The organism is Chryseobacterium culicis (assembly GCF_002979755.1).
GTDB lineage: Bacteria > Bacteroidota > Bacteroidia > Flavobacteriales > Weeksellaceae > Chryseobacterium > Chryseobacterium culicis_A.
The window spans coordinates 124,867-143,867 of the sequence record NZ_PCPP01000006.1 but is presented as its reverse complement, the minus strand read 5'-3'; the positions used below and the strand labels follow the sequence as shown (position 1 = coordinate 143,867).

The following is a 19,001-nucleotide window of genomic DNA, read 5'->3' as shown; positions in this document are numbered from 1 at the left end:
TAATGGCAAAGTTAGAGAATAATAACGAGAATGAGAATAAAAAATCAGTAGCTGAAAACCTAGGTGATCAGGTACAGAAAACTGTCGAAAATGTAGAGGAAAAAGTTCGGGAGACAGTGAAGGAAGCATCTGAGCTGGCTTCAGATGCCTTACATCATCCTGTGGAAACCGCTGAAGAGTTTGGGAAGCAGGCTGTGAAAGATGTTACCAGCTATACCTGGTGGGCAAAGCTTCTTTTGATTCTCTTTTGGCTGGGCATTGTTCTCGTTGGAGGAGTACTGATTGCGATCAATCTTCCTGTGACAAAGCAATGGGCGGCTGATCAGGCATTGAAACTGGTTAATAATGATTTTAAATCCGATTTTTCTACCGAAAGTGTAGATGTAAACTATTTCGGAGATGTCACCATAAAAGGGTTAAAAGTAAAAGATTACAAAGGTTTTAATTTTATCACAGCCCGCGAGTTTCGTGCAGATTCCGACTGGATGTCTCTGGCAGTAAATGCCATTTCAGGAAACAGCAATTCTTTAAGTTTCAACTCTCTTGCTCTGGTTAATGCCGATGTGAAGGTAATTACCTATAAAGGAGACAGTATTTCCAATTTTGTAAGATTCGTAGACCTTTTTGATAATGGAAAGAAAAGAGATCCGAAAAAACCTCCTTTTCAATTGAATTCCAGAGTTCAGATTATTGATTCTAAAGTTTCTATTGTCAATGAAAATTCTCCCGGTGAACAGGGGAAATGGCTTACTGCTACAAAATTCAACTTAAAAGCCCCGAATGTAAAAGTCAATGGCCCGAATGTTTCGGCATTGATTAATAATATGTCTTTTGTAACTTCAAGATGGGGAAAAGCCCATATCGTAGATACATTTTCAACCGAACTGTCTTTAACGAAGCAGTTTTTATCATTAAAAGATCTTACCCTTAATACAGATCATACTTTACTTCAGGGAGATATTAAATTCAACCTTCACGACGGATCCTGGGCAGATTTTGCTGACAAGGTACGCTGGGATATGAATATCAAACAGGGAAGTCAGTTAAGTGGTTATGATATCAGCTATTTTGTAACCAATTGGGACAATATCAAACCGTTCAATCTTTCGGGGATAATGACTGGGCCTTTAAACAAATTTCATCTGGAAAACTTCCTGATCAGAAATCCTGATGTCAATATTGCTACCAAAACAATGAAGGTTGACAATCTGCTGAAAGGACATTTTGCTATTGAAACGAAAGAACTTTCCACGGATTTTACTTACAAGGATTTAAAAGCAATGATGCCTTCTTTCATCTCCAAAAAGATGAAAAACTTTGCCGATGATTTTGGAAAACTGAAATACAATGGAACAGCAAAAGTAAATCCTGATCAGATCTATGTAGACAGTGGAAACTTAATGACTGGAATTGGGCAGGCAAAAATTTCCAAACTTACCTTAACGGGTTACAGTACTGCCATGCCAAAATATTCCGGGTATCTTGATGTGAAAGATCTTAATACTTCTGTGATCACAAAGAATAAAGCGGTAGGTTTAATTTCCGGTAAATTTGATCTTAACGGGCAAAGCTTTGATGTGAATACCATGCGTCTGACAACGAAATCTCAGATTGCAAGTATTGAAATTATGGATAAAACGATCAATAATCTGTATCTGGACGGATTATTGGATCATAAAAAATATAACGGACTTATTACTGTTAATGATGAACAGGCGAAAGCTACCATCAAAGGATTAATAGATTTCAGTACTCCAAGAATAGCAATGGACGTGAATGCAGATGTCACGTACCTGAATATGAATTATTTCACCAATAAACCTGGTAATCAGGTGGTAAGTGGACAGGTTGATGGAAAGATGGCCATGTCTTCTATTAATGACCTTACACTGGATGTGAATGCTAATAATCTTCATTTTGCTACAGCTACACAAAAATATAATATTCCGAATGCCAAGCTAAAAACATTTGTTGAAGCTGGCAGCCGTGTGATTGATGTAGATGCTCCGGGAGCTGCTACCGGTAAAATTTCAGGAAAATACAGTCTTGCAGATCTTGCCGGAATGGTAGAAAATGGAGTAGGGAAAATATTAGTGGGGCCACCCCCAAGAAAATTATATCATGGACAGAATTTTGCACTGAAATTTGATGTTCAGCAAGGATTGGTCAATTATTTTCTACCTGAATTGAGATTGCCACAGGGAGCTCTTGTGGAAGGCGAATATGACGGAAACTCGAATAACCTGATCCTGAACCTTGATGCGGCTTCTTTAAAATATATGATGACGAAGGAGGAAGAAATTACAGATGCTGATAATGCACTGGCTGCTTCCAATCCTGATTACAAGGTGAATGACAGGAAGAATATCAACAGAGACAGTGCTATGGTGGATAGTGTTAAGGTGAGAATTAACACGGCAGATCTTAATCAGCAATTGTACGCTAAGATCAACAGAGTCCTCTATAATAAAAATGTGATCAAAGATTTTGAGCTTAAAGGAAATAATGAGAATGGAAATACCCTTCATTTAGCGACTGTATTCAAACATGGAAGTCCTGATGATGAATTGAATGAAAAGCTTAAAGAATATGCCATTAACGTAGATCAGTCTACCGATGCCGCAGGTGATTATGTGTTCAGGTTTGAACCTACGGAAGTGAAATTCAATGAAGTTACCTGGGCTATAGATACCAGTCCTGAGCTGAATCATTCCATTACTTACCGGAAGAAAACCGGAGATTTTGATATCCGGAATTTAAGAGTGTATTCTGATAAGAGCGCTTTGTTTATTAAAGAAGCACAGTTTAAATCAGCAAAAGATTTTTATGTAGACGCTGATATCAATGATTTTGCTATAGAAAAACTTCTGGATATGCAGTCCGGAGGAAATACAATGGACATTAAAGGTCTTGCCAACGGAAGTGTTAAGATCAAAATGGATAAAAGTACCCTTCAGCCACTGGTGGATCTTAATATTGATGCTATTAAAATGAATGGCAATGATATGGGAGATATCTCTATCTCTGCTACCAATGGTTTCTCACTGAACGTATATGATATTGATGTAAAAGTTCATTCTGCAGGAGTACTGGGAAATAACAGTCTCAATCTTACAGGAACCGTTAACAATAATACTTCTTCTCCAATCATTGATCTTACAGCAGAAATGCGAGATTTTGATCTTTCATTTACACAGCAGTTTGTGCAGACTATTTTCGGAAATCTACGTGGGAAAGCGACAGGAGATCTTAAAATTAACGGAAAGCTGAGCAACCTTGATTATAGTGGAGATATTGCGTTAAAAGATTTTGGATTGAAACTTCTGTTTACCGGGGTAGATTATTCATTTGATGATACAGTAATTCAGCTGACCAAAGGACTTGCGATTCTCAACAATATTGAAGTACACGATGGAAGAACCAATTCTAAAGGGAATATTTCCGGTGCGATCCAGTTTGAAACCCTTTCTTCAATGGGGGTATCTCTCGTAATGAGAGCGGATAATCTATTGATGCTGAATACTACACAAAAAGATTTTGACCTGTTCTGGGGAAGAGTGTATGGACAGGGAGATCTATATGTAGACGGACCTGTTTCGGGATTGAGTATAACGACTCCTAATATGAAGGCACTTAACGGAAGTACCTTTACCTTTAATTCCAGTTCTACTTCCAATGTTGAAGAATTTAAAATGCTGAGGTTCCTGAAAGAAGGGAAAGACGGTCTGATTACACTGGAAGAGAAGAAAAAAACGGGAGCCAACATGAATATTGATTTCAATCTGGCTGTAGATAAAGGGACTACTGTAAATGTATTGGTAGGAGATGATGTAGGTAATATTACCGTAAAAGGATCAGCTGACCCGTTGAGGTTTCACATGAACAGACAAGGGAATATTGCCATGAGCGGTACCTATAAAGTAGATAACGGAACATTTGTTTCTAAAGCCATCCTTAACAAAACGTTCCAGATTGAAAGGAACAGCAGCATCAGATGGGATGGTGACGCCATGAAACCTACATTAGATATTAATGCCAACTATATAAGAATGGTTTCCAATGCCGGAGAATATCTTAGTATGGGGAAACTACAGCCTATCAGTATCTTGCTGCAGGCCCATATTACCCAGTCGTTGGTAGATCCTCAGATTGATCTTAATGTGACGGCAATGGATGTATCCAGTCAGGTAAGAGAGACCTTAGCCGCGAAAATGAGCCAGGAAGGAGAAAAAGTTCTCCAGTTCGGATCTGTATTGCTATTGAGTACCTTCAACGTCTCAAACTCTGGTGGATTTGATGTGAACGTAGGAAATGTTGCTGAATCTTCGGGATATAATATACTTCTGAAACAGCTGGGATCTGTTCTTAATACCATGAGTAATGAATTCCAGATCGACCTTAATTACGTAAAAGGAGACCAGAATTCCAATTTTGGAGACCGGGCCAATGCAGGAGTAAGTGTAGCTCTTTCCCCAAGAGTTAATATCAAGACGGGGTTAGGGATTCCTTTATCAAAAACAGACGGTGCCCAAAACAATTATCTTTCCACAGAAGGGTCTGTAGAATATGATTTGTCTAAGAAGAATGACGGTTCTTTGGTGATACGTGCTTATTCCAAGCCTACAAACATCGGAATGGTGAGTACAAACGGTTCTGCTAATCAAGCCTATGGAGGAGGGGTGGTGTGGAGTAAAAGCTTCAATTCTTTGTTTAAAAAGAAGAAAAAAGACAAAAAAACTTCAGATGCAAAAGGTGAAATAAAAACAGATTCTATAAAATCAAATGCTAAATAATTAGAATATTTTAATGATTTTTATCATCTGTGTTAATTATTGTTAATATTTGATATATATTTTTTAGTTAAATTATTTTTCGTAAATTTGCAAAAAATACATAGATTTTTTAAAGAAATTGTAATTTAACTAATATGAACTATCAACTGGACGAAATAGACAAGAAGATTCTTGATTTCTTAGTAGAAAACACAAGAATGCCTTTTACTGAAATTGCAAAGCAGATGGATGTTTCTGCTGGAACAATTCACGTAAGAGTGAAAAAGATGGAAGATGCAGGTATTATTTTGGGATCATCTCTTAACATCGATTATGGTAAGCTGGATTATCACTTTACAGCTTTCATAGGGATCCTTTTGACAAAATCAAACCGTACTCAGGAAGTATTGAAAGAATTGTCAACTTTACCTAACGTAATCGAAGCTAGCGTTATTTCCGGGAAATATAATATTTTCTGTAAAGTAAGAGCTAAGAATACGGATGATGCTAAAAGAATTATTTACCAGATCGATGACATTCAGGATGTAATGAGAACTGAAAGTATGATCTCTATGGAGGAATTCTTAAGTGACAAAAACAGACTGATCAACGCAATCTCTGTGTAAGTCAAATTTTAAACGAATAATTATAAAAGAACTTATGAAATCTCTCATAAGTTCTTTATTTTTGTAGGTATGGAAGAATACAGCTATTTTGACGAAGACCCGAAGAAAGGATGGGGATTTATACTGGCATTTGCTGCCTTGATGTTGTTTACCGTAATGGGACTTGGAATAGATGTGGATGAATATCTGCAGCACGAATATCTGGAGATTCCGAGGTGGTACTTTTATGTGATTTTTTCTATTGACGTACTGATGGTAATTGGGCTGGTGCTGATGTTCTTCTACAGAAAAGTAGGAATTTTTATGTTCCCTGCTTTACTGGTGCTGCATTTCTTTATGCACAATTATTACCTGTCTACATTCCTGTATACAGATGTAACCAATCTTTTCCTGTTTACAGGATTCGGAATGCTTGCCATTATCCCGAAATGGAAGTTTTTTAAATAAGGCTTAATCAAATACAACAAGATATAAACCGCTTTTAAATCAAATTTAAAAGCGGTTTTTGAATAACAAGAGGAAAAAAAATTATCTACTATCCCAATGAATGGAAAATTTCCTGCTTTAAAGGATTACTGTCCCAATCCTCCCATTCTCCTGTATAGGGATTATAGCCACATTTGAGAGGTTTTGATATATTGATGCCTTTTTTGTTTTTTAGAGCGTTTTCGGTGTAAGCCCTGCAGTCTGTGCAGACATAACGGAACTCACAGTCTTTACAGATTTCAATACTGTCTTTAGTGAGGTTCCAGTATTTTTTGAAATCAGGCTGGTTGACTGCCTCTTCAAGACTCTGTGTATTGATGTTTCCAAAGCTTTCTTTCATAAGAGGACAGTTTTTGATATTGCCGTTTCGATCAATACCCATCTTTTTATACAGGCAGGAATTATGGTTAATCGCTTCAATAACTTTAGGAATATTGGTATTGAAGTATTTCAGTTCCACTTTTCCACAGGCAGAGAGTTGCAGGTCATCTTTCAGAAAATGCAGCGAGAATCTGTATTCATCTTTAGCTTTGAAAGGAGGTTTCGAACAATTGTAGAAAATGAGACTGTATATTCTGACTGTATTTTTTTGGAGAGCCTGTATAAAAGATAGATTAATTTTCTGATGAAACGGCGAAAAAATTTCTATTCCTGATAGGACTGAGGTGGTAAAAGTTTTATCAATTTCTATAAAATCCTTTGAGGTTAAAGGCTTCAAACTATAAATAACCAAATGCTTAATCCCAAGGTTTTCTATAGACGGATATATCTTCTTTATGATCCGGAGGTCTTCCATTTCAATAAAAAGATTAGTGATAGCACTGGGTTCGTGATGTTCATAAGAAAGGGGAGGAAAATTTCTGTCCCAATCATTCTCTGTTGTAAATCCATACTCTTTTTCTAACAAAAGGCTGAGATATTCCTGAACGATTGGCCTGGACTCCTCATCATAATTCTTCAACAAATCTTCAATAGAATATTTTTTCAGTTCCATAATAACCTCATGCAGCTCTAGTGGATACAATTCTGATATATTCCTTTGGAGATCTGAAATAAGAATTCTGGTGGTGCCTTTGGTGATAAGGATGGTTGAGAATAAATTGAAATAGTTCATAATTTAGGTAAAGTTTTTTTCAATATTCTTGGTTACAAGAGCTATATTTTCAGACCTTTCTTCCTGGTCACGGATCATAGCGATACTGAAGGAATCTATCAATATTTTGTTAAGATTCTTTTTCCAGTCGGTTATTTTTTGATCTGCTTCTAAACTGTCTATCCCATATTTCTTCAAAAGCGGATAAAGTTTTTTATATTCATTATCATAGGGAGCTATTAGTGTAATAAGCTTGTATAGGCTCTTTTTCCCGCCAAAGTTTTTATGGTAATGATTTGCAAGTTTAATATAAGTTTTATATTCTTCAGTAAGCTATTGGTTTTTAGTTATATACTTGTGAAACGGAATTTTGAATCTTTTTATAGCTTCTTCAGGTTTATTAACCATTCGGTAAATACTGTCAATCTCGTTTATCTAGTTATAATATATGAGGTAATCTCGATTTTTCAGGTATAAAAAAATAGACAAAGAATTAAATAAGTTATATACTTAAAATTAACATCTTTTTTTTGGGGGTATATTAAAATGTTTCATAATAATCTTACAAGCGATTTAAGCGGTCTTTCTCGTTGGTAATACGATGTCTGACATTTGTCAGAGTGCAAATAGTATAAAGATCCACTATTTAGTTTACTGGTATTTTTAGTTTTAAAAACATCAATATATTTGAAGGTTAAGGGTAATTTATTTTTTTCTTTAAATCTTTTCATAAATATTCGGCTAGTTTTTGTTCTAATGAATAGTTGCAGATATTGGATAAACTTGAAAACTGACCAATTGGATTAATTTCTAAGAAATAGTATTTTTCTGCTTTTTTTATAAAATCTAAAGAACCACAATTGATATCTAATGACTTCATTAATAAACTGATTTTCTCCTCAATATATTTTGGCAGCGTATAAGGTACATTTCTATTGGGCTTTTTTTTGTTATATTTTCTGAAGTCAATTTTGGTTTGCTCATCATTTTGCGAAAAAATGGCCATCGACCAACAATTACCATTGAAATAAAATGTTCTTATTTCAAAATCTTTCTCCATTTTTTCTTGAAAAAATGTGATGAAAAAATCATTGTTTTCATGTTCTTCAACTATAGTTGTGTACATAAATCCACTGAAATCTTTTTTTATTTCATCTAAAATTGCATTTCCAGTGATTGTCTTTAAAATTGTCTTATTAAGTTTAACCTGATTTGTGTTTTCTGCCAAAAAGTATTCAGGTATGTCGAATCCTATTTCTTTGGCCTTATCAAGTACAATAAGCTTGTTAACATTTGAAGTGCTTTCCTTATTGATATGTTTTTTAGATTCTAATGTTTTTTTTATATAATCCTCAAGCCAATATTGAGTTTCGTTCATATTAAGAAGGATTGAATGATTGTTATATTTCAGGCGATTGAACTTTAATCCACCTCTCCTATACCAAACGCTTTCAATTTGATCAATAAAAAATCTATTACGGCTGCTTTCAATTAAAATTCTTTTTTTTATAGTTTTTATCTCAAATACTTCATCTTCATGAACTCTAATGAATTTTTTTTTCATGAGGATCAAATGCCTGATGACTTCTATAGTAGCTGTTTCATTTTTTTGAGAGATTATAAGTATCATAGGTGTTTTTTATGGAAAATATTTGTAGATCAGCTTAAATTATGAATGAGAGGAATGTTTTTGTTTCATTTTCTTTTGAAAATCTTTGGTGATCTTTGAAGATTGCTTTAGACTTGGAAATCCAATTGCTTTTCGGTTTTTGTTTATCCGTGCTGAATCTGATGAACTAAAATCAGGTGTGGAATAATGAATGAATATCCCGTAAATAGTTTCAAGATGATTAATATATTGATGTTTATCTACCATATCTATGTATTCTCTAGGGGTACATTCTCCAGATTTTACATATTCCAATAACTTCACCTTAAAATACTCAAATTTCTGCGATCCTGCCATATGATTGAGCAGTAAACCCATTGGCATAAATCTGTCATCGTTACCTGTTAATCCAATTTTTTGCTTAGATGGGAAACCATAATTTTTAAATGTCCATAAGAGAAGATTAGTATTTTTTCTATCATTAATTTCTACTAGTGGTCCAGTTCGTTCATTGTATTGATCCCTTTCAAATGCAATACTGAAAGAATCAACTAATGTTTTATTTAGCCCTTTTTTCCATTGATTAACCTTTTCTTCTACTGCTATACTATCAATTCCATATTTTTTATAGAGCTTAAAAAAAGCTGAATCTTCTCTTTTATATTTCCAATAAGGTGCTACCTGTGTTATCAGTTTGTCTAAGCCTTTATGCCCTCCGAAATTTTTATTGTAGTGGTCAGAATATTTGATATAATTTTCATATTCTTCTATTCTTTCATTTTGTGATGGTGGGTATTTTTCAAATAATTTTTTATATTGTTTGATGGTAGCAAGAGTATCTTTATTTACTCTAAGTGTACTATCAATAGCATATACTTTATTATAGTAATCAATATAATTTAGTTTTTTGCTTTTACAGGAAAAAAAGAATAACACGATAAGTAGTATGAATTTTATTTTTCTATTCATTATTGAGATTTATATTCTGATTTTTGGAGAAAAGGAGGGGAGTTTCCCCTCCCGTCATATTTAGTCAATAGTTAAGGTAGCTACTTGACTTCCATCAATACAAATGATAGTATCACCGGTATTCCCTGGTTGACCGTTAGGCCCAGATGGAGAAGTCGTTTTTTCATTTGTTGCCCCTCCAGCAATAATACTTTTCGTATTTGCTAATTTTTTGTTTTCCAAAGAAGAGAAGTCTCTCTTCATTCCATTTAATTTTTTCATGTGTGTAATTTTTTGAAATTTTGATATTTAATTTTGTCATACAATCCCTGACATGGGGTTTGCTGATCAGCTTTATTTTTTGTTGTGTGCAGAAACAAAAAACATCACTTGTGTTTTTCTTCTGTAAACATAGGGTGAACAGCTATTAAAAACTTTCATTTTTCACCCTTAAACTTTTCACAATGGTTTTATCTAAAGAGACCAAATCCGTATTATCTGCCAGAAAATATTCAGGAATTTCCAGCCCAACTTTTTTAGCCTTTTCGAGCACTAGAAGTTTATTAACATCACTGTTACTTTCTTTATTAATATGCTTTTTGGACTTAAGTGTTGCCCTCACATAATCTTCCAGCCAATGCTGCACTTCATTCATATGAGCGTTTACGGAAGGGTTTGTATAGCTGAGGCGTTTGATGTTTAATCCACCTCTTCTGTACCAGACACTGGTAATATCTTCAATAAAAAAACTATTTCTCTGACTTTGTAAAAAGACTTTATTTTGATCTGTTTTTATTTCAAAAATTTCATCTTCATGTATGCGAATAAAAGCTTTACCAAGTGCTTTAAGCCACTTAATAACTTCATTTGTTGTTGTTTCCTGATTAGTAGAAAAGATCAGAATCATTTTTTCTTAATTTTATCTTTTCTGATTTTAGATGAATGTTGAATACTAGGAAGTCCAATACTTTTTCTGTTGTGGTTAATCCGGACAGAATCCTGATTATTATTTCGTAAGCTGTATCGTACAGCAGTATTTCTATAATAATCATATGTATCAGACATTAAGGCATATTCTTGAGGAGAACAATGACCTGTTTTTACATATTCGAATAGTTTTTTTCTGAATTCAGGATATTTTTTTGAAGCAATCATATGACTTAGCAATGTCGGCATAGCGATGAAAATATCATTGTTTCCTAATCTTCCTATTTTTTGTCCATCAGGAAACCCATAATGTTCAAATGTCCAGAAAAAGAGATTTATATTTTTTTCAATATTCTTGGTTACAAGGGCTCTGTTTTCAGGCCTTCCTTCCTGGTCACGGATCATAGCGATACTGAAGGAATCTATCAATGTTTTGTTAAGATTCTTTTTCCAGTCGGTTATTTTTTGATCTGCTTCTAAACTGTCGATCCCATATTTCTTTAAAAGTGGATAAAGTTTTTTATATTCATTACCATAGGGAGCTATTAGTGTAATAAGCTTGTATAGGCTCTTTTTCCCGCCAAAGTTTTTATGGTACTGATCTGCAAGTTTAATATAAGTTTTATATTCTTCAGTAAGCTCTTGGTTTTTAGGTGTATACTTATGAAACAAATTTTTGAATCTTTTTATAGCTTTTTCAGGTTTATTAGCCATTCGGTAAATACTGTCGATTTCATTTACTCTGTTATAATAAGTAATGTAATTCACTTCCCGATTTTTACATGAAAAGACAGAAATCAAAATAAATAAAAGAATATAATAAGTATATTGTTTCATGAGCTGAAAAAGTTTTTGAAAGTTAACTGTGAAGAAGGAAAAGGAGGGTAAAACCCTCCATACTCCATAGCATTAGTCCGCTGCTGTCAGTCTTGGACTACACACAGTAATTCTACCTATATATGCACCTCCCGGGCTTGTATAGGTATCATATTCTTCACAACCTTCTCCAACGGAAACGTTAGATTTAACGTTATAGCTACCTCCTTGAATTGTTTTAAGATCTTTAAGCTTTTTGTTTTCCAGAGAAGAGAAGTTGCTCTTCATTCCATTTAATTTTTTCATGTGTGTAATTTTTTGAAATTTTGATATTTAATTTTGTCATACAATCCCTGACATGGGTTTTTGCTGATCAGCTTTATTTTTTGTTGTGTGCAGAAACAAAAAACATCACTTGTGTTTTTCTTCTGTAAACATAGGGTGAACAGCTATTAAAACTTTCATTTTTCACCCTTAAACTTTTACTTAAATTACTAAGGATATAAAATAAGGGTTGGTAAAATATTGATTTTTAATTATTTAAATATTTTAAGTTATTAAAGTCTCTTTATACATTTTACTCATTTCTTGTATTTCTTTTTTATTTCTAATTTCAATTTTTTTGTAAATATTTGATAAATGAGTCGATAATGTTTTTTCAGAAATGTTTAAAATTTTACTTAATTCAGAATATTTCAAATTTGGATTATCTAAAAGCATCATTAAAATTTCAGTTTCTCTTACTGAAAGTTTCTCAAATGGAATACTCTTTTTGATCTCCTTTTTTCTAAAAGGATATAGAAAGTAATCAACTGATACAATGAAAAAACCTAAGCTGAAAAATGTTTGTTCAATGAATTGATTATCTCCAAATATTAATATGGTCAAAGGCAATGAGATCAGTGCTAAGAATGACAATAGTCCTATGGTATCATGAATTTTAAATATGATATTTTTTTGTTTTTTCATTTTCTTTATTTGCTGCTTAGCCACCAGTATTAATGCAAGTGACAAGAGAGAAAGAATAAAAGTTAAAAAGCATATTCGCGAATAACTTAAAGAACCAGTAACTGTATAAGGAAGTATAAAAAGAATAATGAGAGTTAACAATGTGAAAATAGCTATAGTGCTTAAAGAGAACTCTTTAATGAATTTTAGATTATATTCTTTTTTTATAAAAGTAAAATAATGAAAAGCTATACCTACTCCTACAATCCAGGCAAAAATATTTTGAGACATGATATTGACTCCAAGACTTTTATCGGGCAGTAATCCTTCTACATAATTATAAATTAAGCCGGAAACAATAAATCCTATAAATTTTAAATAAAATTTTCTGTCTTCTCTTTTCCAATACAAAGTAAGTTGTATGGCAACAATTATAACTAATAGTACAAATATCAATATATAAAGAAATGTACTAAAGTTCATTTCAGTATTAAACATGTTTTAAAAAATAAAGAGGGTAGTCTAACTCAAATGTTTCATGAAAAATGATAAATCCATTCCGAGTATAAAAAGTAAGATTTTCAGCAGTTGTAGTTTCTATGTAAATTAATTCACCTGTATAACGTTCTAATGATTCGTTTAATAGTTTTGTCCCTATACCGTTTCCTTGTTCATTTGGAATAACAGCCATTAACCATAAATGAATAAATTTTTCGTTAGGATGAAAATTTTTCAAAAGCTTTTCTCGTCTTAAAACTTTAAACATATTACTTATTCCAACAGAAACAAATAATAATTTGATTTCCAGCAATAGCTTTTTTAAGCTAAACCCAGTTTTGTTTAAGTATAAAATACATCCTTTGCCATCATCACTTAAAAATACATTTCCATCAAACATAGATAAGTCGAACTGAAATTCCATTAATGCTTTCAAGCGTTTATATCTATTTCCAGATGTATTTATAACAAAGTTTATAGAGTTGGGAATAAGAACATCCATAAATGCCTGACATAATATATCAACGGCCTTTTCTCTATCCCTATAAGTAGCTTTTTTCATACATTTTGTTTTTCCCAAAAATATGAATAATTATATGATTTTAAAATTTTATTTATTGATATTCAATTGATTGTGTTGGTTTTTTTAGACTTGTGTAACTGAAATAAATTATATTTTAATATTGTTTTATGGTATTTATTTCTGCGTTTTGCAGGATGTCCTAAACAGGATGCTTTACTTTATTCTTAAAATAAAAATTATTTCTCTAAAATTCTCTTAACAACATCTTTCACTGCAGCTGCAATTTTATACTTCTTCACAGATGCTGTGGTATCGTTTGCCGCTACGAATTCGTATTAAAAATTGCTGGTTACTCAGAGAATTACTCCCTGAAAAAAAGATTCTAAAGCAGTATGTTCATCCAGACCGAACTTCTTTTTAAGGCGGTATTTGGTCATTCTTACACTTTTGGGTTCTACGCTAAGGAGATTGGCAATCTGTTTCGTATCCATTCCCAGATAAATATAGGCGCAGTATTTCAAATCCAGGGCAGTCAATTTTTGTTTGGTTTTTTCATTGATATTTTTAAAAAAATCCGGATGCAGTTCCTGAATGGTAAATCTGATCTTTTCAAAATCATTATCTACACGGTTTTCTCCCTTTACCATCTGCTGGATATTAATATCAGTATCAGAGAGTTGGGTCTGAAGCTGTTGCAGAACTTCATTTTTATGCTGAATATGAAGCTGACTTGCCAATACCTCACTTTGAAGTTTTTGCTGTTGAAGCGTAAGAAGTTCCTGCTCAGCCTTTGATCTGGCCTGTTCTTCCTTTTGAAGCTTAATCTGCATTTCTGCTTCATGTTTTTCCGTATCAAGTTTATTTTCTCTTTCTATAGAATACCGCAGTTTAAAATGATAAGAACGGAACATGAAAAATGCCCCAATCAACCCAATGATTCCCAAACCGATGTATAGCAGTTTTTCTTTTTTCAGACTGGCCGTTTTTTCAGTAAGAGCTCTGAGCTCAGATTCTTTTTTTTGAGATTGATATTGAGCTTCCAGTCTTTTGGCAGTTTCAGCCTGCCCTTCATCAAAGAGAAGATTACTGTATTCTGTTACTCTTGATTCGTATTGATAGGCTTTCTGATAATTTTTTTGCTTTGCGTACAATTGAGCAAGGCCTTCTACAACATTGATCATGACATGGTAATACATCGGTTTTTGAGTAAGAAGAATCTGTTCAGCTTTCAGAAGATATTGTTCTGATAAAGCATCATTCTGATCCCTTGATGCAAGATTGCTCAATACTCCAAGTGCTCCTGCCTGAATACCCTGATTATGGGTCGTATGCTGAGTAAGAGCCAATATTTCGTTGGCATTATTCTGAATTTCCGAACTTACTTCCGGAGTCATGACAGGATAATTCAAATAATAATTGATAAGATTCAGCAATGCCATAGCTTGTACATGGGCAGAAACATGCCCCGGAAACTGACGATATAGGGCTGCTGCCTTTTTACACATTTCTATGACGGGTTTCAGATCTTTTAAGTCTCCGGTTTTTTCATATCGAAAAGAATAACATACGGCCAGAGCAGAGTAGGTTGAACTCAACAGGTTTTTATTTCCTGATTTTTCAGCAAGCTCAATGGATTTTTTGGCGTATTTGGTTGCATTTTCAGCATCATTCCATTCTGTATAGACTCCATAGAGAAGATAATTAAGCTTTGCATTCAGCATGATCTCTGAAGGCTGTTTTTCAACCAGTGGAAGAGCTTTCTGAATGAGTTTGATGATATTTTCAGGTTCGCCAAGAGCATTGCTGTAATAGATATTCAGATAATGGGCATATAATGCTGCTGTTTTATTATTAGTCTTTTGAAGAATTTCATTCACAGCATCGATGATAGGAGGAACCTTATCATACTGAGACTGATTGAGCTTAATAATTCCTTTTTGGGTAAGCGCTTTTATTTCTTCAGCATAATTTTGTTCCTTTTTAGCGAGCTCAAGCTGTTGCTGAACATATTTTTCGGCTGTCTCGTATTGATCACTGACTCTGTAATATTCTGTAAGCTCATTGTAAATTTTGAACTTTTCTGCAGTTGAAATAGGGTCTTCTCTCAATTGAATTTTAAGACCATCAATAAATGTATTCTGTGCGGGATATAAGGTGCAGATAAAAAGTATACAATATAAAAGTGAGTACTTTAATTTCATAGGGTGAAAGTACAAAAATTGTAGACACCTGTCAATTTCCGAATTAAAAAATCAGAAATAATGATTGTATTTATTTTATTGATAATCAGTATTTTATTTGTTTTTGTAGACGTTTTGTAGTCGCTATCCATTTGAGTTGAAGATGTTTTGTAGTTACAGAAATAACTGTGGTGACATTTTTCTTCTGCAATTTTGGGCCGGAAAAAATCAAAGAATATTAATTAAAAATTTTACCGCTATGGACAACAAAACCTTATCTATTGTCTCTTACATTACGCTTTTCGGATGGCTGATTTCCTTTATCATCGGAAAAGAAAAATCGAGCAGCTTTCTAAAGTATCATCTGAAGCAGTCGTTGGGACTGGTAATTTTTTCAATTGTATTGTTCATCATTCTCAATATTCTGTTGATGGCGACCAAAATTGGAATTCTTGGGATATTGGGATGTATTCCTTTGGTATTGATGATTATCGGAATCATTAATGCAGCTAATGATGTTGAAAAACCTTTACCAATAATTGGGAAAATGGTTGAAGATAAATTTTCATTTATCGGATAATATTTGAGATTTCTATATCTGGGGTTATAATACTTTTACGATGGATCAGCAAGAGATATTTCATGAATAATAAAACAGTTCATCATAAAATGATGAAAATAGGATAGCCATAATCACGAATTTGACCAGCCCTTTTAAGAATATAATGAGCTGATTTGACAGGATAAAGGTAATTTTACCGCCCATTTTAAAAAAGAAAAGAAGTATGGATTTTGAAATTTTGAAACAGCAGATTGAAAACGCTGCTAAGAAAGCTTTTTTAGAAGTGTATGAAAAGCATGGTGCAGAGGGGATTTATAGTTTTGCACTCTATAGTGATGAGGGAGCAATGACGGTATGTCCCGCTGTCAATACAATGAAAGTAATAGAAAATGCAGATGAAGAAGATGCTCTTTATTATAAATATGAACCGGCAGAATGGACCTTTGAAATGGAAGGTGCCGATAAAGAGTTCGGTGAAATCTGTACTCAGTTGAGAGAGGAACTTACTAAACATGATGATGACGATCAATGGTTTGATGGTTTTCAGAATAAGTTATATTCCACCTGTATTGAAGTACTGGAAAAACTTAAAAATGAAAACTTTTTCACAAAGATAACAGGCAAAGATATTTTCCTGGTTTTCACTGTTTCAGATTATGAGTTTGAGGAAAAAGACCTGAAAGATCTTATCATTAGGCTTAATGATAATGAATACAAAAATGAATATCTGGACTGGATGGCTACCTGGGGCAATTAAAAGTATGACGAATTAAAAAAACACTTTAAATATATACATATGAAGCCTGATAAAATAATTGTCTCAGAAGCCTCTTATCAACTGCAATCTCTATAACTACTTTTTATAGTAACTAGATCTTTAACCAAAATATAAATAACAATTACATTAATTATGAACAACTATCAATTTTATAAACAAGAAGGAAACCAATATATTTTTAAAAATCAGCCGGTATTTATAACTGTGCTTTGTATTATTTTTCTAATTATTGCAGGACTTATTTTTAATAATGCAAGAACTGTCAGTTATGTCATTATTGCTGTGGTAGCCCTTATTATGATTAATTTCTTTACCAAGAAATTCATTATTGATATGGATCAAATGACCATTACGGGAAAGCATACGATTTTTGTCCCAGCAAGAACATATCCTTTAGAAAACTTCAGGAATTTCCATGTGCTGGCTACAAAATATCTGGGTTTTATCACAACTAATGTGGTGTTGTCCATTTACTTTGAGGTTGATGGTAAAGAAAAACACCTTACGATTGGACAGGCCCTTACCCAGAAAGGAATACAGAAGATGGTCAATGAGACAGAGGATATTATGAACATTAATAATCCTGAAAATGGACATCAGAGACCGTTATAAGTTTGAAGAAAACGGAAGTGAAATAAGCTTTATGCCCAATTATAATTTCCTGCGCATCTTAATAGGATGGCTGGTATTGGGAGTGATAGCACTTCCTGTGATTATCTACTATTTTATGGATAAGATGTCCGGTGATCCGTTTAAAATTGCAATGGGATTATGGAGTATTTATATGATCTATTTCCTGTTTGATCTTTTCTTCAGAATTCCTGTGAAATATATTTTTGATAAATCAGAGAAGTGTATTTACAGAAAGCTTTTACTCTCTAAAAAACTGATGAATTTTGATGAAATGACCTATTTTGTCAATGATGAAAGAGGTGGATATTATTATTCCATCGGTAAAAAGAGAAATCAGTTTGTGAAAAACTACAGAATCAGTAATTATTTTTCTGGTTCGAAAGCTTCACAGAGAAGAGAAGATGAATATATAGAAAAAATCTTATGTCCTGTTTTAATCACTGTTGGAATTCCTCTGAATCAGCAATCGGAACAATAATAATGAAGGGTAAAAACTAATACAATGAAAAATGGAGGTATAACCATTTCCTTCCTCTGGAGAGAGTGGTTAATCTTCAAAACAAAAATCCGGCGGTTTCGAAGAAACCGCCGGATTTTATCTATATAGAATAGCTTAGATTAAGCTAAAATTCTCTTTACAGCTTCTTTTACTGCAGTAGAATCAATTTTATACTTCTTCATCAGTTCAGCAGGAGTTGCAGACTCTCCGAAAGTATCGTTTACTGCTACAAATTCCTGTCTTGTAGGTCTTTTTCTTGCAAGCATACCTGCAACAGATTCTCCTAAACCACCCAGGTAGTTGTGCTCTTCAGCTGTTACAATTTTACCTGTTTTTTCAACAGATTTTAAAATGATCTCTTCATCAAGAGGCTTGATAGTGTGGATATTGATTACCTCACAAGAAATACCTTCCTTCTCAAGCTCATCAGCAGCCACAAGAGATTCCCATACAAGGTGTCCTGTTGCAACAATTGTTACATCAGTTCCTTCCTGAAGTAAAATTCCTTTTCCGATTTCGAAAGGCATATCTTCAGGGATAAATACAGGAACTACAGGTCTTCCGAATCTTAAATATACAGGACCTTCAAAATCTGCAATGGCTAATGTAGCCGCTTTTGTCTGGTTATAATCACAAGTATTGATCACTGTCATTCCAGGAAGCATTTTCATCATCCCAATATCTTCAAGAACCTGGTGTGTTGCTCCATCTTCACCTAAAGTAAGACCTGCGTGAGATGCACAGATTTTTACATTCTTGTTAGAATAAGCGATAGACTGACGGATCTGGTCATATACTCTTGAAGTAGAGAAGTTAGCAAAAGTTCCGGTGAAAGGTATTTTTCCTGTAATACTAAGACCTGCAGCAATTCCCATCATGTTCGCTTCTGCAATCCCAATCTGAAAGAATCTTTCAGGAGCCTTCTCAATGAATTTTTCCATTTTCAAAGAACCGATAAGGTCTGCACAAAGTGCTACTACATTAGGATTTTTGTCAGCTAGTTCCGCTAATCCTGCTCCGAATCCTGAACGAGTATCCTTTTTTTCTGTATATGTATATTTCATTTTTACTAAAGTTTTTGATCATTGATAGATGACAGCAGA

Annotated in this window: 19 protein-coding genes; 7 read left to right on the top strand and 12 right to left on the bottom strand. The window is 33.5% G+C overall.

Annotated elements, in window-relative coordinates:
* Positions 1-2: 2 nt before the first annotated feature.
* The 3 genes from CQ022_RS21595 to CQ022_RS21585 all read left to right on the top strand — a co-directional run bounded on the left by CQ022_RS21595 (position 3) and on the right by CQ022_RS21585 (position 5,845).
* Positions 3-4,793, top strand: a complete 4,791-nt coding sequence (locus tag CQ022_RS21595; RefSeq protein WP_105684530.1) for a translocation/assembly module TamB — start codon at positions 3-5, stop codon at positions 4,791-4,793.
* A 134-nt stretch (positions 4,794-4,927) separates the two neighbouring features.
* Positions 4,928-5,398 (top strand): Lrp/AsnC family transcriptional regulator, encoded by a 471-nt coding sequence (locus CQ022_RS21590; RefSeq protein WP_034696982.1) that lies wholly within the window; start codon positions 4,928-4,930, stop codon positions 5,396-5,398.
* 69 nt (positions 5,399-5,467) lie between these two features.
* Positions 5,468-5,845 (top strand): hypothetical protein, encoded by a 378-nt coding sequence (locus CQ022_RS21585; RefSeq protein ID WP_105684529.1) that lies wholly within the window; start codon positions 5,468-5,470, stop codon positions 5,843-5,845.
* An 88-nt stretch (positions 5,846-5,933) separates the two neighbouring features.
* Here CQ022_RS21585 and gwsS read toward each other — a convergent pair whose 3' ends face one another.
* The 11 genes from gwsS to CQ022_RS21535 form a co-directional block, all read right to left on the bottom strand.
* Positions 5,934-6,998 (bottom strand): grasp-with-spasm system SPASM domain peptide maturase, encoded by a 1,065-nt coding sequence (gene gwsS / locus CQ022_RS21580; protein ID WP_105684528.1) that lies wholly within the window; start codon positions 6,996-6,998, stop codon positions 5,934-5,936.
* 3 nt (positions 6,999-7,001) lie between these two features.
* On the bottom strand, positions 7,002-7,175 hold the full coding sequence (locus CQ022_RS23070) for a hypothetical protein (RefSeq protein ID WP_165791717.1): 174 nt from the start codon (positions 7,173-7,175) through the stop codon (positions 7,002-7,004).
* 529 nt (positions 7,176-7,704) lie between these two features.
* On the bottom strand, positions 7,705-8,607 hold the full coding sequence (gene gwsG, locus CQ022_RS21575; protein WP_105684527.1) for a grasp-with-spasm system ATP-grasp peptide maturase: 903 nt from the start codon (positions 8,605-8,607) through the stop codon (positions 7,705-7,707).
* A 39-nt stretch (positions 8,608-8,646) separates the two neighbouring features.
* Entirely contained in the window at positions 8,647-9,555 is a 909-nt protein-coding gene (locus CQ022_RS21570) for a hypothetical protein (protein WP_185126842.1), read from the bottom strand.
* Positions 9,556-9,615: 60 nt separating this feature from the next.
* Positions 9,616-9,816 carry a grasp-with-spasm system A modified peptide gene (locus tag CQ022_RS21565; protein ID WP_105684526.1) on the bottom strand — a complete coding sequence of 67 codons (201 nt, stop codon included), beginning with the start codon at positions 9,814-9,816 and terminating at the stop codon, positions 9,616-9,618.
* Positions 9,817-9,961: 145 nt separating this feature from the next.
* Positions 9,962-10,441, bottom strand: a complete 480-nt coding sequence (locus CQ022_RS21560) for an MvdC/MvdD family ATP grasp protein (RefSeq protein ID WP_105684525.1) — start codon at positions 10,439-10,441, stop codon at positions 9,962-9,964.
* Positions 10,438-11,229, bottom strand: coding sequence for a hypothetical protein (locus tag CQ022_RS21555; protein WP_228421853.1), 792 nt, complete (start codon positions 11,227-11,229; stop codon positions 10,438-10,440). The genes CQ022_RS21560 and CQ022_RS21555 overlap by 4 nt, the downstream gene beginning before the upstream one ends.
* Before the next feature lie 141 nt (positions 11,230-11,370).
* On the bottom strand, positions 11,371-11,583 hold the full coding sequence (locus CQ022_RS21550; RefSeq protein WP_105684523.1) for a TIGR04139 family peptide modification target: 213 nt from the start codon (positions 11,581-11,583) through the stop codon (positions 11,371-11,373).
* 243 nt (positions 11,584-11,826) lie between these two features.
* The gene (locus CQ022_RS21545) at positions 11,827-12,723 is read right to left on the bottom strand and encodes a helix-turn-helix domain-containing protein (protein ID WP_105684522.1); all 897 of its coding nucleotides are present in this window, start codon (positions 12,721-12,723) and stop codon (positions 11,827-11,829) included.
* Positions 12,716-13,285: a GNAT family N-acetyltransferase gene (locus CQ022_RS21540; RefSeq protein WP_105684521.1), complete on the bottom strand. Its 570-nt coding sequence runs from the start codon at positions 13,283-13,285 to the stop codon at positions 12,716-12,718. Before CQ022_RS21540 ends, CQ022_RS21545 begins: the two co-directional genes overlap by 8 nt.
* 314 nt (positions 13,286-13,599) lie before the next feature.
* Positions 13,600-15,447, bottom strand: coding sequence for a tetratricopeptide repeat protein (locus tag CQ022_RS21535; RefSeq protein ID WP_105684520.1), 1,848 nt, complete (start codon positions 15,445-15,447; stop codon positions 13,600-13,602).
* Between the two features lie 238 nt (positions 15,448-15,685).
* Here CQ022_RS21535 and CQ022_RS21530 point away from each other — a divergent pair, with 238 nt between their 5' ends.
* The 4 genes from CQ022_RS21530 to CQ022_RS21515 all read left to right on the top strand — a co-directional run bounded on the left by CQ022_RS21530 (position 15,686) and on the right by CQ022_RS21515 (position 17,877).
* Entirely contained in the window at positions 15,686-16,006 is a 321-nt protein-coding gene (locus CQ022_RS21530) for a DUF4870 domain-containing protein (protein WP_105684564.1), read from the top strand.
* A gap of 205 nt (positions 16,007-16,211) precedes the next feature.
* Positions 16,212-16,745 carry a DUF4303 domain-containing protein gene (locus CQ022_RS21525; RefSeq protein ID WP_105684519.1) on the top strand — a complete coding sequence of 178 codons (534 nt, stop codon included), beginning with the start codon at positions 16,212-16,214 and terminating at the stop codon, positions 16,743-16,745.
* A 153-nt stretch (positions 16,746-16,898) separates the two neighbouring features.
* Complete coding sequence (locus CQ022_RS21520) at positions 16,899-17,378, top strand: hypothetical protein (RefSeq protein ID WP_105684518.1); 480 nt, start codon at positions 16,899-16,901, stop codon at positions 17,376-17,378.
* A complete protein-coding gene (locus CQ022_RS21515; protein ID WP_228421851.1) occupies positions 17,356-17,877 on the top strand; it encodes a hypothetical protein in 522 nt (173 codons plus the stop codon). The genes CQ022_RS21520 and CQ022_RS21515 overlap by 23 nt, the downstream gene beginning before the upstream one ends.
* Positions 17,878-18,017: 140 nt before the next feature.
* Here CQ022_RS21515 and CQ022_RS21510 read toward each other — a convergent pair whose 3' ends face one another.
* On the bottom strand, positions 18,018-18,962 hold the full coding sequence (locus CQ022_RS21510) for a transketolase family protein (RefSeq protein WP_105684517.1): 945 nt from the start codon (positions 18,960-18,962) through the stop codon (positions 18,018-18,020).
* Positions 18,963-19,001: the final 39 nt, after the last annotated feature.

Coding starts and splice junctions, on each gene's coding strand:
- CQ022_RS21550 (WP_105684523.1), bottom strand. CDS start 11,583: ATGAAAAAATTAAATGGAATGAAGAGCAACTTCTCTTCTCTGGAAAAC.
- gwsG (WP_105684527.1), bottom strand. CDS start 8,607: ATGATACTTATAATCTCTCAAAAAAATGAAACAGCTACTATAGAAGTC.
- CQ022_RS21590 (WP_034696982.1), top strand. CDS start 4,928: ATGAACTATCAACTGGACGAAATAGACAAGAAGATTCTTGATTTCTTA.
- CQ022_RS21595 (WP_105684530.1), top strand. CDS start 3: ATGGCAAAGTTAGAGAATAATAACGAGAATGAGAATAAAAAATCAGTA.
- CQ022_RS21585 (WP_105684529.1), top strand. CDS start 5,468: ATGGAAGAATACAGCTATTTTGACGAAGACCCGAAGAAAGGATGGGGA.
- gwsS (WP_105684528.1), bottom strand. CDS start 6,998: ATGAACTATTTCAATTTATTCTCAACCATCCTTATCACCAAAGGCACC.
- CQ022_RS21545 (WP_105684522.1), bottom strand. CDS start 12,723: ATGTTTAATACTGAAATGAACTTTAGTACATTTCTTTATATATTGATA.
- CQ022_RS21520 (WP_105684518.1), top strand. CDS start 16,899: ATGAACAACTATCAATTTTATAAACAAGAAGGAAACCAATATATTTTT.
- CQ022_RS21565 (WP_105684526.1), bottom strand. CDS start 9,816: ATGAAAAAATTAAATGGAATGAAGAGAGACTTCTCTTCTTTGGAAAAC.
- CQ022_RS21525 (WP_105684519.1), top strand. CDS start 16,212: ATGGATTTTGAAATTTTGAAACAGCAGATTGAAAACGCTGCTAAGAAA.
- CQ022_RS21510 (WP_105684517.1), bottom strand. CDS start 18,962: ATGAAATATACATATACAGAAAAAAAGGATACTCGTTCAGGATTCGGA.
- CQ022_RS21530 (WP_105684564.1), top strand. CDS start 15,686: ATGGACAACAAAACCTTATCTATTGTCTCTTACATTACGCTTTTCGGA.
- CQ022_RS21540 (WP_105684521.1), bottom strand. CDS start 13,285: ATGAAAAAAGCTACTTATAGGGATAGAGAAAAGGCCGTTGATATATTA.
- CQ022_RS21515 (WP_228421851.1), top strand. CDS start 17,356: ATGGACATCAGAGACCGTTATAAGTTTGAAGAAAACGGAAGTGAAATA.
- CQ022_RS21560 (WP_105684525.1), bottom strand. CDS start 10,441: ATGATTCTGATCTTTTCTACTAATCAGGAAACAACAACAAATGAAGTT.
- CQ022_RS21535 (WP_105684520.1), bottom strand. CDS start 15,447: ATGAAATTAAAGTACTCACTTTTATATTGTATACTTTTTATCTGCACC.
- CQ022_RS21570 (WP_185126842.1), bottom strand. CDS start 9,555: ATGAATAGAAAAATAAAATTCATACTACTTATCGTGTTATTCTTTTTT.